20 protein-coding genes and 1 pseudogene are annotated in these 14,836 nt (G+C 65.6%); 19 read left to right on the top strand and 2 right to left on the bottom strand.

Features of this window, described 5'->3' with window-relative positions:
• Positions 1 to 131 precede the first annotated feature (131 nt).
• From EBMC1_RS11725 to EBMC1_RS11640, 19 genes and pseudogenes are all read left to right on the top strand, one after another.
• Positions 132 to 773, top strand: a complete 642-nt coding sequence (locus EBMC1_RS11725) for a TetR/AcrR family transcriptional regulator (protein ID WP_003046725.1) — start codon at positions 132 to 134, stop codon at positions 771 to 773.
• A gap of 33 nt (positions 774 to 806) precedes the next feature.
• Complete coding sequence (locus tag EBMC1_RS11720; RefSeq protein WP_003046723.1) at positions 807 to 1,238, top strand: VOC family protein; 432 nt, start codon at positions 807 to 809, stop codon at positions 1,236 to 1,238.
• Positions 1,235 to 1,453 (top strand): DUF4287 domain-containing protein, encoded by a 219-nt coding sequence (locus EBMC1_RS11715; protein WP_003046720.1) that lies wholly within the window; start codon positions 1,235 to 1,237, stop codon positions 1,451 to 1,453. Before EBMC1_RS11720 ends, EBMC1_RS11715 begins: the two co-directional genes overlap by 4 nt.
• A 4-nt stretch (positions 1,454 to 1,457) precedes the next feature.
• Positions 1,458 to 2,126 carry a glutathione S-transferase family protein gene (locus EBMC1_RS11710; protein ID WP_003046717.1) on the top strand — a complete coding sequence of 223 codons (669 nt, stop codon included), beginning with the start codon at positions 1,458 to 1,460 and terminating at the stop codon, positions 2,124 to 2,126.
• A gap of 35 nt (positions 2,127 to 2,161) precedes the next feature.
• Positions 2,162 to 2,458, top strand: a pseudogene (locus EBMC1_RS18815) (DUF1428 domain-containing protein); the annotation flags it as partial.
• A 69-nt stretch (positions 2,459 to 2,527) separates the two neighbouring features.
• Positions 2,528 to 2,881 carry a DUF1428 domain-containing protein gene (locus tag EBMC1_RS18810; RefSeq protein ID WP_231292920.1) on the top strand — a complete coding sequence of 118 codons (354 nt, stop codon included), beginning with the start codon at positions 2,528 to 2,530 and terminating at the stop codon, positions 2,879 to 2,881.
• A gap of 43 nt (positions 2,882 to 2,924) precedes the next feature.
• Positions 2,925 to 3,725, top strand: coding sequence for a VOC family protein (locus EBMC1_RS11700; RefSeq protein ID WP_040590255.1), 801 nt, complete (start codon positions 2,925 to 2,927; stop codon positions 3,723 to 3,725).
• 22 nt (positions 3,726 to 3,747) lie between these two features.
• Positions 3,748 to 4,161 (top strand): VOC family protein, encoded by a 414-nt coding sequence (locus EBMC1_RS11695; RefSeq protein ID WP_003046708.1) that lies wholly within the window; start codon positions 3,748 to 3,750, stop codon positions 4,159 to 4,161.
• Positions 4,158 to 4,661 carry a VOC family protein gene (locus EBMC1_RS11690; protein ID WP_040590212.1) on the top strand — a complete coding sequence of 168 codons (504 nt, stop codon included), beginning with the start codon at positions 4,158 to 4,160 and terminating at the stop codon, positions 4,659 to 4,661. The genes EBMC1_RS11695 and EBMC1_RS11690 overlap by 4 nt, the downstream gene beginning before the upstream one ends.
• Entirely contained in the window at positions 4,639 to 5,103 is a 465-nt protein-coding gene (locus EBMC1_RS11685) for a hypothetical protein (protein ID WP_003046703.1), read from the top strand. Before EBMC1_RS11690 ends, EBMC1_RS11685 begins: the two co-directional genes overlap by 23 nt.
• Positions 5,070 to 5,759, top strand: coding sequence for a glutathione S-transferase family protein (locus tag EBMC1_RS11680; RefSeq protein WP_231292910.1), 690 nt, complete (start codon positions 5,070 to 5,072; stop codon positions 5,757 to 5,759). Before EBMC1_RS11685 ends, EBMC1_RS11680 begins: the two co-directional genes overlap by 34 nt.
• 105 nt (positions 5,760 to 5,864) lie before the next feature.
• The gene (locus EBMC1_RS11675; protein ID WP_003046698.1) at positions 5,865 to 6,695 is read left to right on the top strand and encodes a hypothetical protein; all 831 of its coding nucleotides are present in this window, start codon (positions 5,865 to 5,867) and stop codon (positions 6,693 to 6,695) included.
• A 158-nt stretch (positions 6,696 to 6,853) separates the two neighbouring features.
• Positions 6,854 to 7,162 (top strand): PGPGW domain-containing protein, encoded by a 309-nt coding sequence (locus tag EBMC1_RS11670; RefSeq protein ID WP_051066415.1) that lies wholly within the window; start codon positions 6,854 to 6,856, stop codon positions 7,160 to 7,162.
• Between the two features lie 128 nt (positions 7,163 to 7,290).
• A complete protein-coding gene (rpmH, locus tag EBMC1_RS11665) occupies positions 7,291 to 7,425 on the top strand; it encodes a 50S ribosomal protein L34 (RefSeq protein ID WP_003046693.1) in 135 nt (44 codons plus the stop codon).
• A gap of 41 nt (positions 7,426 to 7,466) precedes the next feature.
• Positions 7,467 to 7,805 (top strand): ribonuclease P protein component, encoded by a 339-nt coding sequence (rnpA, locus tag EBMC1_RS11660; protein WP_003046690.1) that lies wholly within the window; start codon positions 7,467 to 7,469, stop codon positions 7,803 to 7,805.
• 195 nt (positions 7,806 to 8,000) lie between these two features.
• Positions 8,001 to 8,213, top strand: coding sequence for a membrane protein insertion efficiency factor YidD (gene yidD / locus EBMC1_RS11655; protein ID WP_003046687.1), 213 nt, complete (start codon positions 8,001 to 8,003; stop codon positions 8,211 to 8,213).
• A gap of 42 nt (positions 8,214 to 8,255) precedes the next feature.
• The gene (gene yidC, locus EBMC1_RS11650; protein WP_003046684.1) at positions 8,256 to 10,007 is read left to right on the top strand and encodes a membrane protein insertase YidC; all 1,752 of its coding nucleotides are present in this window, start codon (positions 8,256 to 8,258) and stop codon (positions 10,005 to 10,007) included.
• A complete protein-coding gene (gene yihA, locus EBMC1_RS11645) occupies positions 10,004 to 10,654 on the top strand; it encodes a ribosome biogenesis GTP-binding protein YihA/YsxC (protein ID WP_003046680.1) in 651 nt (216 codons plus the stop codon). Before yidC ends, yihA begins: the two co-directional genes overlap by 4 nt.
• Positions 10,655 to 10,700: 46 nt before the next feature.
• Entirely contained in the window at positions 10,701 to 11,372 is a 672-nt protein-coding gene (locus EBMC1_RS11640) for a glutathione S-transferase family protein (RefSeq protein ID WP_003046677.1), read from the top strand.
• Between the two features lie 21 nt (positions 11,373 to 11,393).
• Here EBMC1_RS11640 and EBMC1_RS11635 read toward each other — a convergent pair whose 3' ends face one another.
• Positions 11,394 to 12,767 carry a glutamate--cysteine ligase gene (locus EBMC1_RS11635; RefSeq protein ID WP_003046674.1) on the bottom strand — a complete coding sequence of 458 codons (1,374 nt, stop codon included), beginning with the start codon at positions 12,765 to 12,767 and terminating at the stop codon, positions 11,394 to 11,396.
• 40 nt (positions 12,768 to 12,807) lie between these two features.
• Positions 12,808 to 14,727, bottom strand: a complete 1,920-nt coding sequence (locus EBMC1_RS11630; RefSeq protein ID WP_003046671.1) for a proprotein convertase P-domain-containing protein — start codon at positions 14,725 to 14,727, stop codon at positions 12,808 to 12,810.
• Positions 14,728 to 14,836: the final 109 nt, after the last annotated feature.

Genomic DNA, 14,836 nt, shown 5'->3' with positions numbered 1-14,836 from the left:
AGATTGTGCCTGCTTTGTTCTGCGTTCCGTCATAAGCCAAGTGCCGGAAAGGTCGAGTCCTTTCGGCGCCATCCTGGATGCGTCCCCCGTACCTCTTTACAACATACCGACCAGTTGGTATGTAGGCATTCATGACCGCGACTCACTCATCGTCCGACCCGCTTCCGGCCCCTCGCGCACCGCGCGGCAGTGCGCGCGACAAGCTGATCGCCGCCGCGCATCAGGAGGTGCGGCGTCAGGGCTATGCCGCGACCACGGTCGACCAGATCTGCGCCGCCGCGGGCGTGACCAAGGGCGCCTTCTTCCATCATTTCGAATCGAAGGAGGCGCTGGCGGTCGCCGCGGCCGAGGCCTGGACCGAACGCGCGCGGCCAATGTTCGACATGCTGCCGCACACGAAGCTGGACGATCCGCTCGACCGGCTGCTCGGCCATATCGATTTCCGCTTTTCGCTGCTGCACGGCCCGGTCGATGGCTTCACCTGCTTCATCGGGACGATGGTGCAGGATGCCTATGCGACCAGCGAGCCGATCCGGTTGGCGTGCGAGGCGAGCATCGCCGCCTATTGCGAAGCGCTCGCCCCCGACATCGAAGCCGCGATGCAGGCCTATGGCGCGCCTGCGGGGATGAGCGCGCTCGATCTCGCGCGGCATATCCAGTCGGTGCTGCAGGGTGGCTTCGTTCTGGCCAAAACCACCAACGACCCGGCGATTGCCCGGGAAAGTGTCGCGCATCTGACGCGTTATGTCCGCATGCTGTTCGGGCGGACCTGACGAAAAATCCCCCCAGGAAGAGGAGTGCCACCCATGTCCAAGATGATCTTCGTCAACCTGCCGGTTCGCGACCTCGCGAAATCCATGGCCTTCTATGAAGCGCTCGGCTTCACCAACGAACCGCGCTTCACCGACGAGACTGCGGCGGCGATGGTCTGGTCCGACAGCATCTTCGTGATGCTGCTGACGCACGACAAGTGGCAAAGCTTCACCGATCGCCCGATCCCGCCGACCAGCGCCAGCGAGGTGTCGCTCGCGCTCGCGATGGACGACCGCGCGGCGGTCGACGCGATGATCGCCGCCGCCGCGGCGCACGGCGGCACCGCCGACATCAACCCGGTGCAGGATCATGGCTTCATGTACGGCCGCGACCTCCTCGACCCCGATGGCCATGTCTGGGGTCCCTTCTGGATGGACCCCGCCGTCGCGAACGGCGAGGCGGCGGTGCCCGAGGTCTCGCAATGAGTTTCCAGGCCTATCTCGACAATGTCGAGGCCAAGACCGGCAAGTCGGCCGAGGCGCTGCGCGCGCTCGCCGTCGAGCGCGGCCTCGCCGACGCGGGCGGGCTTGCCGCGGGGGTCAAGGCCGGCGCGGTGGGCGATTGGCTGAAGCAGGATTTCGACCTCGGCCATGGCCACGCCATGTCGATCGTCGCGTTCATCAAGGGCAAGAGGGAGTAGGGCCATGGGCGTCAAATCCGATGCGGCGATCGAAATCACCGCTTTCGACTGGGTTCCCGATTTCGCGCAGGGCTTCGTCCGCGACCTGCGTCCGCGCTGGGCGTGCGAGGAAATGGGCGTCGATTATGCCGAGCGGCTGATCAGCGCGGTCAACCGGCCGGCCGATCATTATCGCGACCAGCCGTGGGGGCAGGTGCCGGTGCTGCGCGACGGCAATGTCCGCCTGTTCGAAAGCGGCGCGATCCTGCTCCATCTCGCCGAACAGGACGCCGCGCTGCTGCCGCGCGACCCGCAAGGGCGCGCCACGGTGACGAGCTGGCTCTTCGCCGCCTACAACAGCGTCGAACCGCTGATGTTCGAACTGTCGAACATAGAGATTTTCGCCGCGGGCGAGGAATGGGCGCGACTGCGCCGTCCCGGCCTGCTTGAATTTCTTCGTACCCGGCTCGGCAAGCTTGCGGAGGCGCTGGGCGACCGGCCCTATCTCGCGGGCGACTTCAGCGTCGCCGATATCGCGATGGCAACGGTGCTGCGCGAAGGGATAGAGGCGGGCGTCGTTGCCGAACATCCGCGGCTCGAAACCTATCTCGCGCGCTGCCTCGACCGCCCCGCCTTCGGCCGTGCGCTCGCGGCGCAGCTCGCCGCCTTCACCGAGGAGCCGAGCGCCGCATGACCTGATCCCCCTGGAAAGAAAAATGGAGAGAGACGATGACCTATGTCGAAGGCTTTGTGCTGGCGGTGCCTGCCAATGCGAAGGACGCCTATCGCGAGCATGCCGCCGATGCGGTGGCGCTGTTCAAGGAATTCGGCGTTCGCCGCCATGTCGAATGCTGGGGCGATGACGTCCCCGTCGGCAAGGTCAACGACTTCCGCACCGCAGTGCAGGCAAAGCAGGGCGAGGAGATCGTCTTTTCCTGGTTCGAATATCCCGACCGCGCGGCGCGCGACGCCGCGACCGAAAAGATGATGAGCGATCCGCGTATGCAAGCGATGGGTGCGGCGATGCCCTTCGACGGCCAGCGGATGATCGTTGCGGGCTTCGCCTCGATCGTCGAGGAAGGGCTGGGCGGCCCGATGGGGTATACCGACGGCTTTGTGGTCGCGGTTCCGACCGCCAATCGCGACGCCTATCGCGCGCTCGCCGAAAAGGCCGCGGTCGTCTTTCTCGACCATGGCGCGACGCGCGTCCTCGAATGCTGGGGCAACGATGTGCCGGACGGCAAGGTCACCGACTATCGCCGCGCGGCCCACGCCGAAGCGGACGAAAATATCGTGTTCAGCTGGATCGAATGGCCCGACAAGGAAACGCGCGTCGCGGGTTGGGACAAGATCATGGCCGACGACCGTATGCGGCACGACCCGGCCGACCAGTGCTTCGACGGCAAGCGCATGATCTACGGCGGCTTCGCGCCGATCCTCGACGCCTGACCTCAGGGCCCTTCCTTCCCCAGATACGAAACGGAGAATGATGATGACGAACCCCAAGGGCAGCTTCATCTGGTACGAACTGATGACTGGCGATCCCGATGGCGCGGCGCGCTTCTATGGCGCCGTCGTCGGCTGGACGATCGCGGGCACCGCCGATCCCGCGGCGCCCGGCGGGGTCGATTACCGCATGATCGGGCGCAGCGACGGCGGCAATGCCGGCGGCATGCTGGCGCTCAATGCCGATATGCTCGCGGGCGGCGCGCGGCCGGGCTGGCTCGGCTATCTCTACACGCCCGATGTCGATGCGGCGGTCGCCGCGATCACCGCCGACGGCGGCAGCGTCCATATGCCCGCGACCGACCTGCCCGTCGGCCGCATCGCGATGGTCAGCGATCCGCAGGGCGCGCCCTTCTATATCATGAACCCCGTGCCGCCGCCGGGCATGGAGGGCATGACGAGCGACGTCTTTTCGGTGACGGAAGCGCAGCATGTCCGCTGGAACGAGCTGTCGACCGACGACCCCGACGCCGCGATCGCCTTCTACCGCCGCCACTTCGGCTGGGGGCAGGAGGGGGCGATGGATATGGGCGCGATGGGCAGCTACCGCTTCCTGCAGCTTGGCGACATCGGCATCGGCGCGGTCATGCCGCGCATGCCGCAGATGCCGGTGTCCGCCTGGACCTATTATATCGGCGTCGACGACATCGACCGCGCGCTGGCCGCCGTTGCCGCCGAGGGCGGGCAACTGCTCAGCGGCCCGCATGAAATCCCCGGGGGCGAATTTTCCGCAACCGGGCTCGACCCGCAGGGCGCCGCCTTCGGCCTCGTCGGCCCGCGCCGCTGAACCGAAAGAAGGGAGAGAGACGATGGAGAATCAAGGGCCGACCGGCGGACTGACCCCGCATATCGCGATCGCCGACAAGCGGGCAAGCGAGGCGATCGAATTCTACAAACAGGCGTTCGGTGCCGTCGAACAGGTGCGGATGCCGGCCGAGGACGGCGTGCGGCTGATGCATGCGCATCTGCTCGTCAACGGATCGTCGCTGATGATGCACGATGATTTCCCCGAATATTCGGGCCAGGCGATGGCCGCGCCGTCGGGCGTGACGCTGCACCTGCAGGTCGACGATGCCGACCGCTGGTACGACCGCGCGATCGCGGTGGGCGCGACGTCGGTGATGGCACCCGAAAATATGTTCTGGGGCGATCGCTACGCCCAGGTGAAGGACCCGTTCGGCCACCTCTGGTCGATCGGCCATCCGCTGAAGGGAGAAGGATGATGCGCAAGCCCCCCGTGACGCTGTGCCTCTGGTACGACAAGGATGCCGAAGAAGCGGCGCAATTCTACGCCGCGACCTTTCCCGACAGCGCGGTCGGACCGGTTCACCGCGCCCCCGGCGATTTTCCCGGCGGCAAGCAGGGCGATGCGCTGACGGTCGAGTTCACCGTTCTGGGTATCGCGTGCGTCGGGCTGAATGGCGGCCCGATCTTTCCGCACAGCGAGGCTTTTTCCTTTCAGGTGTCGACCGAAACGCAGGAAGAAACCGACCGCTATTGGAACGCCATCGTCGGCAACGGCGGTACCGAAAGCGCGTGCGGGTGGTGCAAGGACAAATGGGGCCTCAACTGGCAGATCACCCCGCGCGTCCTGATCGAAGCGACGACGAGCAGCGACAAGGGCGTGGCGAAGCGCGCCTTCGATGCGATGATGACGATGAAAAAGATCGACATCGCTGCGATCGAGGCCGCGGTGCGGGGTGACGCCGTTGGCGCGGCGTAGCCCCTTCCTCTTCGCCTGGGCGCTCTGCGGCACGCTCGACATCCTCTATGCTGCGGTGTGGAGCGTGCTCGCGGGCAGCGATCCCGGGCGGATGCTACGCGGCGTCGCCAAGGGCCCCTTTGGCGACGGTGCTGCCGACTGGGGCGCGGCGGGCGCGCTCGCGGGGCTCGCTACCCACTATGCGATCATGGCGGCGATGGTCGGCGTCTGGTTCGCCGCGGCGGCGCGAATCCCCGCGCTGCGCAGGCCGTGGTGGCTCAGCGGCACGCTTTACGGCGTCATCCTCTATCTGGTGATGAACGCGATCGTGCTGCCGCTGCGTTTCGGCGCACCCTTTCCGCCTGCCGATCTCGCCAAGGGCGCGATCGCATTATTTCCGCATATCGCTTTCATCGGCCTGCCGCTTGCGTGGCTGTCGATGCGGCAGGAGAACGACCGATGATCCTCTATGGCCACCCCTTTTCCTCCTATACGTGGAAGGCGCAGATCGCCTTTTACGAAAAGGAGGTCGCGCACGAATTCCGCGCGATCGAGACCGAGCCGCCCTTCACCCATTATGACGAACTGCGGGCGCATTGGCCGGTCGGGCAATTTCCGCTGATCGTCGATGACGGGCGCCCGCTGTTCGAGGCGAGCATCATCGCCGAATATCTCGATCAGCGCTCCGACGCCGGCCCGCGGCTGGTTCCCGCCGATCCGCAGGCGGCGCTTGAGGTGCGCTTTCTCGACCGGATATTCGACAATCATTTTCAGGCGCGCTTTCAGGCGGCGGTGGCCGAATATCTGCCCTTCATCACCGAAACGCCCGATCTGGCCCGCGTCGCCCGCGCGCGCGATCAGCTCGAACAAGTCTATGGCTGGCTCGAGGCGCGGCTCGGCGATGGCGACTGGGCGACGCCCTATGGTTTCACGCTGGCCGATTGCGCCGCGGCCCCGGCGCTCTTCTATGCCGACTGGGTGCATCCGATCGACCCGGCTCACGCCAAAGTGCGCGCCTACCGCGCCCGCCTGCTCGCGCGGCCGTCGGTGGCGCGCTGCGCCGAGGATGCGCGGCCCTATCGCAGCTATTTCCCGCTGGGCGCCCCCGACCGCGACTGAGCCTCCGCGTTCCGAACTGACTGGGGGCGTCCCGATATGCGGTTAACGCCGCGCTGACGGTGGTGCTTTGCCATTTGGGAACCGCGCGCGCGCGAAGGCGAGGCGATGGTTTCGCCTGCCGCCCCCGCCGCGCTTCTCCGGACGCTGCTCGTCGCGTTGTTCGCGGCGCTGCTCGCCTTCGCGCCGGCGCAGGCGCGGGCGCAGCAGCTCGTGACAATCACGACCACGGTGACGACTACCGTGACATGGGTCGATGATGACGCGCCCGATGCCGGGGATGCGGACGCCGACGAAGCCGACGCGGTCGCGGTCGACGACGACACCGCCGCCCTGCTCGACGATGCCGCGGTTGCGGGGGCGGCCGATCTGGGGGCGACGCGGCGCTACGCCCCCGGCGCCGGGCTGGCGACGCGCGGCCCGGCGAAGGCGCGCTTTGGTCCCTTTGCGGTCGTCGACGGCACGACGGCGCGAATGAGCGGCGATGTCGACGGTACGACGCCGCGCCAGTTCGCCGCGATGCTCGCGGCCTTTCCGGGCGTGAGGCGGCTCGAGATGATCGACTGCCCCGGCAGCCTCGATGAAGAGGCCAATCTGATTCTCGCCCGCGCGATTCGCCGGGCGGGTCTGGAAACCGTCGTCCCGAGCGGCGGTTCGGTGCGGTCGGGTGCGGTCGAGCTCTGGCTCGCCGGTTCCACCCGCCGCGCCGCTCCCGATGCCGAATTCGGCGTCCACAGCTGGGCCGACGAATATGGGCGTGAGGCAAAGGACTATCCCGCCAGCGATCCCGTCCATGCCGAATATATCGGCCTCTACCGCGAAATGGGCATGGACGATGCCCATGCCCGTGCCTTCTATGCGCTGACCAACGCCACCCCCTTCGATCAGGTGCGCTACCTGACCCGCGACGATATGGCGCGCTTCGTCCCGCTGAACTGAGTATCGCCGTCGCTCCATTGGGAAGGGCCGGTTGCGGCCGTATTTTGCCATATCCATCATCGTCATGCGGGACTTGATCCGGGATGACGAAAAAGGCGTTGGCGCGCCAAGCTGCCTTACCCTTGCAACACGCCTCGACGCTCCCCACATCGCCCGCCATGGCAAAGCGCGGCTTATACCAGCGATTGCGATCGAACGCGCAGGTGCGCAGCGCGCTGTTCTGCCTCGGCGGGCTGCTGATGATCGTCGCGGTGCTGATCGGCCCGCTGCCCGGCCCCGGCTTCATCATCCTGTTTCCGGTCGGACTGATGCTGGTCCTGCAGAACAGCGCCTGGGCGAAACGCCGCTATGTCCGCTTCAAGCGCCGCCATCCGCGCTATGGTGCCTGGACCGACCGCGTCATGCGCCGGGTCAGCGCCGCGCGCCGCCGCGCCCGCGCCGCGCTCGAGGCGCTCGATGCGGATTGATCGCGATCGGGCGTCGAGGGCGATTGACTTTCGCCCGACTCTCGCTTATCCGCGCCTCGATCAGCGGCCGCCCTCGCTTGGCGGCCCTTTTTCGTTGCACCGATTGAAGAGAATTTGGGGATACCGCGATGAAGCGCACCTATCAACCGAGCCGCCTCGTGCGCAAGCGCCGTCACGGCTTCCGCGCCCGCAAGGCGACCGTCGGCGGCCGCAAGGTTCTCGCCGCCCGCCGCGCACGCGGCCGCAAGAAGCTGTCGGCCTAATCGCCGACGCTTCGCCGCCAGCCCAAAAGGAGCTGGGGCTGGTGCGATCGCTTTCCAAACGCAGCGAATTTCTGGCCGCCAACCGCGGCCTTCGCTTTCCCATGCCCGGCTTTGTCCTGCTCGTGCGTCCGCGCGGCGACGGCGACGATGCGCCGGGCATCGGCTTTACCGTCAGCAAGAAGGTGGGCAACGCCGTCACCCGCAACCGGATGAAGCGCCGTTTCCGCGCGCTCGCCCGCGCGGCGATCTCCGCGCGGGGAATCGCCGGCGCCGACCATGTGATGATCGGGCGGCCGGGCGGCAACGACATCGCTTTTGCCGAGCTGGGTGAGCATCTCGATTCGGCGCTGCAGCGCGCGGCAAGGAAGCTGGCGAAATGACCGGCTGTCCTACATTGTTCCGATGGCATAGCGTCCAGACATGACCCCATCCGTTTCACGCCGCAAACCGCGAATCGCGAATGAAGTTGCGCAGTTTTCTGCGGATATGCGCTCCGTGCCCCTTCCCGACCCGGGTCATGGCGCCGCAATTGGTGCAAGCGCGTGTGAAGTTGCGCATTTTTCCGGGCGTTTTCCATGATTGCCCGCTTGCTCATCCTGATCGCCCGTGCCTGGCAATTGGGCCCGTCGCGCATCCTGCCGCCGACGTGCCGCTATGCGCCGTCGTGCAGCGAATATGCGATCATCGCGCTGAAACGCCATGGTGCGATCAAGGGTGGCTGGCTGGCGACAAAGCGGCTATTGCGCTGCCATCCTTGGGGCGGGCACGGCTACGACCCCGTACCTTGATGCGGCATTTCCCCACATTGACCAGAAGAGAGACCGAAGAGCGTGGACGACAAGCGTAACCTGATCGCGGCAATTTTACTGTCGGTGGCGATCCTGCTCGGCTGGAATTTCGTTTCGGAGAAATTCTTTCCCACCCCGGCAAAGCCCGACGTGACAAAGACCGTCGCCGGCGCGCCCGGTGCGACTCCCGCGGCGTCACAAGGCCAGCCCGCCAGTGCGCCCCCATCCGGCACGCCCGCGGTCGCGGCACCGGTCGCCAAGACGACGATTCTGCCGGTCGAGGCTGCGCTGGCCACGGGCAATCGGGTGCCGATCGAGACCCCGTCGCTTGCAGGGTCGATCAACCTTGTGGGCGCGCGGATCGACGACATCACGTTGACCAAATATCGCCAGACGATCGAAAAGAACGCGCCGCCGGTGCGCCTGTTCGCGCCGGGCAACAGCAAGGCCGCCTATTTCGCGAGCGTCGGCTGGTCGGCGCAGGGGATCGAGGTTCCGGGGCCGACGACGCTGTGGACTGCCAGCGGCACGAAGCTGACCCCGGCGACCCCCGTGACGCTCAGCTGGTCGAACGCGACCGGCCAGACCTTCCGCGTCGAATATAGCATCGACGACAAGTATCTGATCACCGCCAAGCAGACGATCGCGAACGCGGGCAGCGCGCCGGTCGCGGCGAGCAGCTTCGCGCTGATCGACCGCCTCGGCAAGCCGACCGACCCGCACGAAAAGGACAGCTGGACGATCCACGTTGGTCCGACCGGCTATCTGGACGGCAAGTCGGTGTTCGATGTCGATTACAAAAATCTCGATGAAGGCGGCGCCTTCAAATATAATTCGGCGGCGTGGCTTGGCTTCACCGACAAATATTGGCTCGCTGCGGTGATCCCGGCGAAGGATGAGCGCGTCACCGCGTCGATCACCGCGCCGGCCGCGGACAATTATCAGACGCTGTTCGCGCGCGACTTCAAACAGGTGGCGCCGGGAACGCAGGTGTCGACCACCAGTCGTATCTTCGCCGGCGCGAAGGAAGTCAGCATCCTGTCGCATTATCAGGACCAGCAGGGCATCACGCGCCTGTCGAATGCGATCGACTGGGGCTGGTTCGAATTTTTCGAGGTGCCGATCTTCAAACTGCTCGACTGGCTGTTCCGCCAGATCGGCAATTTCGGCGTCGCGATCATGCTGCTCACCGTCATCATTCGCGGCTTGATGTTCCCGATCGCGCAGCGTCAGTTCCATTCGATGGCGCAGATGCGCCTCGTCCAGCCCAAGATGAAGGCGCTGCAGGAACGTCACAAGGACGACAAGCCGAAGATGCAGCAGGAGCTGATGAAGCTCTACAAGGACGAAAAGATCAATCCGCTCGCGGGCTGTCTGCCGATCGTCATCCAGATTCCGATCTTCTATGCGCTCTATAAGGTGCTGATGCTGACGATCGAAATGCGGCACCAGCCCTTCGCATTGTGGATTCGCGACCTGTCGGCGCCCGATCCGCTGCACTTCCTAAACCTCTTCGGCCTGCTGCCCTTCACGCCGCCGTCGCTGCTCGCGCTCGGGCCGCTCGCGCTGCTCTTGGGCATCACCATGTTCCTGCAGTTCCGCCTCAATCCGCAGGCGACCGATCCGGTGCAGCAACAGGTGTTCAAGATCATGCCGTGGATGTTCATGTTCATCATGGCGCCCTTCGCCGCGGGCCTGCTGCTTTACTGGATCACCAACAACTGCCTGTCGATCGCGCAGCAGCAGTGGATGTACCGCAAATTCCCGCAACTCCGGGCGGCGCCGGTAAAGTGAGCGAGATCGATCCGGCGGCCGAAGATCGCGGCGAACGCGCCCGCAAGCTGTTTGCGGGTCCGATCGCCTTTCTGAAATCGGCGCCCGCACTCCAGCATCTGCCCGCGCCGAGCGTGCCGGAGATCGCCTTTGCCGGCCGCTCGAACGTCGGCAAATCGTCGCTGCTCAACGCGCTGACCAATCGCAACGGGCTTGCTCGCACCTCGGTCACGCCGGGGCGCACGCAGGAGCTCAACTATTTCGACGTCGGCAATCCGCTGGTGTTCCGCCTTGTCGACATGCCGGGCTATGGCTTTGCGAAGGCGCCCAAGGATGTTGTCAAGAAGTGGCGTTTTCTGGTCAACGACTATCTGCGCGGGCGTCAGGTGCTCAAACGGACGCTGGTGCTGATCGACAGCCGGCACGGCTTCAAGGATGTCGACCGCGAGGTGCTCGAAATGCTCGACACCGCTGCGGTCAGCTACCGTGTCGTGCTGACCAAGGCCGACAAGATCAAGGCGAGCGAACTCGCTGCGGTCCACGCCGCCACCGAGGCGGAGGCCCGCAAGCATCCCGCCGCGCACCCCGAGGTGATCGTGACGAGCAGCGAAAAGGGCATGGGCATCGCCGAGCTGCGTACCGCGGTGCTGGAGGCGGTAGAGAGTTGACGAAATGTCTCCCCTCCCGCAAGCGGGATGGGAATATGGAGACCGCATGAAACTCTTCATCGGGAACAAGGCCTATTCGAGCTGGAGCCTGCGCGGCTGGCTCGCCGCCCGGCACAGCGGTCTGCCGTTCGAGGAAGTCACGGTTCCGCTCTATGACGAGGACTGGAATCGCCGCCGCGAGGGCGATGAATTCGCGCCGTCGGGCGGCAAGGTGCCGATCCTGTGGGACGGCAGCGATATCGTCGTCTGGGACAGTCTGGCGATCATCGACTATCTCAACGAAAAAACGGGCAGCGCGCGCGGCTATTGGCCCGCCGACATGGCGGCGCGCGCGATGGCACGGTCGATGGCGGCCGAAATGCACGCCAGCTTCTCGGCGCTGCGCCGCCACCACAGCATGAATATCCGCCGCATCTATCCCGCCGCGGAGCTGTTGCCCGAGGTGCAGGCCGACGTCGTCCGCATCCTCCAGATCTGGGCCGAGGCGCGCGCGCGGTTCGGGGGCGAGGGTGATTATCTGTTCGGCGACTGGTCGGCCGCCGACATGATGTTCGCGCCGGTCGTGACGCGCTTCATCACCTATTCAATCCCGTTGCCGCGCTTTGCCCTGCCTTACTGCCAGGCGGTCGTCAGCCATCCGCATATGCAGGAATGGATCGGCGGCGCGCAGGCCGAAGACTGGGTCATCGAGCAGTTCGAAGGCGCGCAGCAGGACTGACGCACCGACCCGGCAGTGCGCTCAGAAACTCTGCTCGTCGTAGATTTTCGACAGGTCGTGATGCCAGGCACCCTCGTACCGGTCGAGCAGGTCGTGGGCGGGCGATTTGCCGCTCTTGGCGATACGCCGCAGCGGTTCGAGGAAGCCGACCTCGTTATCGCCCATCGAATTGACCTCGCCCCGCGCCGCCAGGCCCGCGGCCGCGATATCGAGGACGCGGTGCGCAAGTTCGCCGAGCGTCCCGCCGCCGGGCGCCGGCGCGTCGAGGCCCTCGCTGGGCACCGCATCGCGCAGCGCCTGCTGTTCTTCGATGCTCCAGCCCTTGACCAGATCCCATGCGGCATCGAGCGCGCCCTGATCGTAGAGCAGCCCGACCCAGAGTGCCGGCAACGCGCAGATGCGGTTCCACGGGCCGCCGTCGGCGCCGCGCATTTCGAGAAAGCTCTTCAAACGCACTTCAGGGAAGGCGGTCGACAGATGGTCGTTCCAATCGGAAAGCCGCGGCAATTCGCCCGGCAGGACCGCCAGCTCGCCCTTCATGAAATCGCGAAAGCTGAGGCCCGCCGCGTCGATATACTGGCCGTCGCGGAAGACGAAATACATCGGCACGTCGAGCATGTAATCGACATAGCGTTCATAGCCGAAGCCATCCTCGAACACGAAGGGCAGCATACCGGTGCGCGCCGGATCGGTGTCGGTCCAGATATGGCTCCGGTACGACATGAAGCCGTTGGGGCGACCCTCAGTAAAGGGCGAGGAGGCAAAGAGCGCGGTCGCGAGCGGCTGAAGCGCCAGGCTCACCCGGAACTTCTGCACCATGTCGGCCTCGCTCGCATAGTCGAGGTTGGTCTGTATGGTGCAGGTGCGCAGCATCATGTCGAGCCCCATGCTGCCGACGCGCGGCATATGGTTCAGCATGATCTTGTAGCGGCCCTTGGGCATGACCGGCAGTTCGGCGCGCGTCTTGTCGGGCCACATGCCGACGCCGAGGAAGCCGAGCCCGAGCTCGGCGCCGACTTCCTTGACCTGCTTCAGGTGGCGGCCGGTTTCGGCGCAGGTCTGATGCAGATTTTCGAGCGGCGCGCCCGACAGTTCAAGCTGGCCCGCGGGTTCCAGGCTGACGGTGCCGTCGCTACCCGCGAGCGCGATGACATGACCGCCCTCGATCACCGGCTCCCAGCCGAAACGCGTGAGCGCCATCAGAAGGTCGCGGATACCTCCGGGTTCGTCGTAGCTCGGCGCCCGGTGATCGCTGGTGCGATAGACGAATTTCTCGTGCTCGGTGCCGATCCGCCACCGCTCCTTGGGCTTTTCGCCCTTGATCATGGGGGCCGCGAGCTGGTCGCGGCTTTCGATGATGGGATCGTTTTGATCTGAAACCTGCCGCGTGCTCATGGCAGCGCATGTAAGCGGCCTCGCGGCATCTTGGAAGGGGTCAGTTGACGGTTACGTCGAAGACCGTTGCAAACGCGCTGCCGGGGCCGAGCGTCGCGGTCGAGGCCGACACCGTCGTCCCGGCGATCGCGGCCCCAAACGGGTCGCTTTCGTCGGCCCCTGTCGCATTGTCGTCCTCGACCGTCGTCGCTCCGGCACAGCTCGTGCCGCTGCGCAGCGAACCGGGGACGAAGCTGGTCGTCGCGGGCAGCGGGTCGGCGACGTAGATCGCCGTCGCGGTCGCGCTGCCGCCGTTGGTCACCAGCAGGCAATAGCGCATGGTGGCACCGGGAATCGCCTTGGGATTGGTCGTGCCGTTGACCGGATCGCTGACGATGCTGCTCGTCTTCGCGATCAGCAGATTGGCGACCGGACGGCAGAAATTGATGTCGTGAATCGCCATGCCCTGCTGCCCGGGATTTGCCGGGGCAAGGCTGTGGCTGCCATATTCGATGGTGATGGTGTCGACCGGCGCGGCAAAGGTGACGACGACATTGCCGTTGGCGCTGCCGTCGGCGGAGGTGGCGTCGCCATAGGCGCTGTTGCCGACGACATAATTGGCGACGCCGTTGGTCAGCGTTGGATAGACGATGGTGCCGTTGAAGCTGCCGGTAACGGTCACGCGGTCGGCGAACTGGCCCGAGGCATAATCGATGTCGAACAGGGTGAATTGGGCGCCCGGCACTGCGGTCGGCAGACTGATCGTCGATGAGACGACGCCCGCCTGGCTTGTGAAGTCGACGATCTCGAAGATCGAATATTGCGCAGGCGACAGCCCGCCGGTGACGACATTCTGCCGTGTCGGCGACTGGCCGCCATAGGTGGCGTTGCTCAGAAAGCTGCCGCCGCTGATCGCGATGTTGAAGTTCATCGTGCCGATGGCGGTCAGCGCATAGCTGCCGCTCGTCGTGCCGGCGGACCAGCTCACGCTGTCCCAATCGTGCAGCGTCGATCCGGCCGGGCAGATCAGCACCGGCGGCACGCCCGCGACGCGGCTGCCCGAGACGGTGAAACTGGCTGCGGCATAATCATCTTCGCCGGTCGCGCCATTGCCCGGCGTCGAATCGATGTCGGGTGCCGAGGAGGCGGTGATTTCGGCGCTGTTGAGGATCGTCGCGCCCGATGTCGCGTTGACCGTGCCGCTGATCGTCAGCGTGCGGGTCGCACCCGGCGGGACGCTGCCGACCGTCCAGACGCCGGTCGTACTGTTATAGCTGCCGAATCCGGTCGCGCTCGTGAAGCTGAAGCCGGCCGGCAGCGTGTCGAGCACGGTGACGCCGGTCGCGGTCGCCGGCGATCCGCTCGCATTGGTGACGGCCAGCGTGTAGCTGATGCTCGATCCCGTCGCCGGAGCCGCACTGCTGACGCTCTTGGCCAGCGACAGATCGGCATAGTTGGCGGGCAGGCTGGTCAGATACAGGTCGGCGCGGACGAAATTGCCGTTGTCCGCCTGCGGATATTGATCGCAGATCTCGAGCCGCCATGTACCTTGCGCATTTTCGCCGTTGAACGCCGACAGCGGCGAATTGGGGCTGAAGTCGTTTTGATAGGGCGGCGCACTGGTCGAATGGGTTGCGGTGTTGCCGTCGGTGTTGACCGTCTGCGCGCCGCCGTCGTTCAGCCGCACGTTGAAATTGTCGCCCGAAATATTGTTGGTGTCGCCATTCACAAGCTGGACCCGCGTGCCCGCCGGCGACTGCAATGTGATCCTGAGGTCGCCGCGCCACGTATGGGTTGCGAGGACGCCAAGATCGACGTCGCCGACGATATAGCTGGTCGATACCGTGAAATTGCGGACGAGCGGCGATGAACAGGGGGTGCCGCTATTGATCGCGCCGCCGGTCGTGTTGCTGTATGTCGTGGTGGTCTGCGCACGGGCAGCGGGTGCAACGACGAGCGCCATCGCCAGCCACAGGAGCATGGTCCATGCCCTGATCGGCAGCGTCCGCTGGCCCCCACGCCAGCGTCCTCGGCTTTGGTCCCGCCGTTGCATGGCGACCCTCTGCCCGCGACATCCCTAATTTGGAGTT

Origin of the sequence: Sphingopyxis sp. MC1 (genome assembly GCF_000371385.1) — a bacterium.
Classification (GTDB): Bacteria; Pseudomonadota; Alphaproteobacteria; order Sphingomonadales; family Sphingomonadaceae; genus Sphingopyxis; species Sphingopyxis terrae.
This window is presented reverse-complemented; position numbering and strand designations above follow the sequence as displayed.

What these genes read in the sequence shown, in the direction of transcription:
- EBMC1_RS11635 (WP_003046674.1), bottom strand. Translation starts at nt 12,767, where the DNA reads ATGAGCACGCGGCAGGTTTCAGATCAAAACGATCCCATCATCGAAAGC.
- EBMC1_RS11725 (WP_003046725.1), top strand. Translation starts at nt 132, where the DNA reads ATGACCGCGACTCACTCATCGTCCGACCCGCTTCCGGCCCCTCGCGCA.
- EBMC1_RS11695 (WP_003046708.1), top strand. Translation starts at nt 3,748, where the DNA reads ATGGAGAATCAAGGGCCGACCGGCGGACTGACCCCGCATATCGCGATC.
- rpmH (WP_003046693.1), top strand. Translation starts at nt 7,291, where the DNA reads ATGAAGCGCACCTATCAACCGAGCCGCCTCGTGCGCAAGCGCCGTCAC.
- yidD (WP_003046687.1), top strand. Translation starts at nt 8,001, where the DNA reads ATGATTGCCCGCTTGCTCATCCTGATCGCCCGTGCCTGGCAATTGGGC.
- EBMC1_RS11700 (WP_040590255.1), top strand. Translation starts at nt 2,925, where the DNA reads ATGACGAACCCCAAGGGCAGCTTCATCTGGTACGAACTGATGACTGGC.
- EBMC1_RS11630 (WP_003046671.1), bottom strand. Translation starts at nt 14,727, where the DNA reads ATGCTCCTGTGGCTGGCGATGGCGCTCGTCGTTGCACCCGCTGCCCGT.
- EBMC1_RS11715 (WP_003046720.1), top strand. Translation starts at nt 1,235, where the DNA reads ATGAGTTTCCAGGCCTATCTCGACAATGTCGAGGCCAAGACCGGCAAG.
- EBMC1_RS11670 (WP_051066415.1), top strand. Translation starts at nt 6,854, where the DNA reads ATGGCAAAGCGCGGCTTATACCAGCGATTGCGATCGAACGCGCAGGTG.
- EBMC1_RS11710 (WP_003046717.1), top strand. Translation starts at nt 1,458, where the DNA reads ATGGGCGTCAAATCCGATGCGGCGATCGAAATCACCGCTTTCGACTGG.
- EBMC1_RS11720 (WP_003046723.1), top strand. Translation starts at nt 807, where the DNA reads ATGTCCAAGATGATCTTCGTCAACCTGCCGGTTCGCGACCTCGCGAAA.
- EBMC1_RS18810 (WP_231292920.1), top strand. Translation starts at nt 2,528, where the DNA reads ATGGGGTATACCGACGGCTTTGTGGTCGCGGTTCCGACCGCCAATCGC.
- EBMC1_RS11675 (WP_003046698.1), top strand. Translation starts at nt 5,865, where the DNA reads ATGGTTTCGCCTGCCGCCCCCGCCGCGCTTCTCCGGACGCTGCTCGTC.
- EBMC1_RS11640 (WP_003046677.1), top strand. Translation starts at nt 10,701, where the DNA reads ATGAAACTCTTCATCGGGAACAAGGCCTATTCGAGCTGGAGCCTGCGC.
- EBMC1_RS11690 (WP_040590212.1), top strand. Translation starts at nt 4,158, where the DNA reads ATGATGCGCAAGCCCCCCGTGACGCTGTGCCTCTGGTACGACAAGGAT.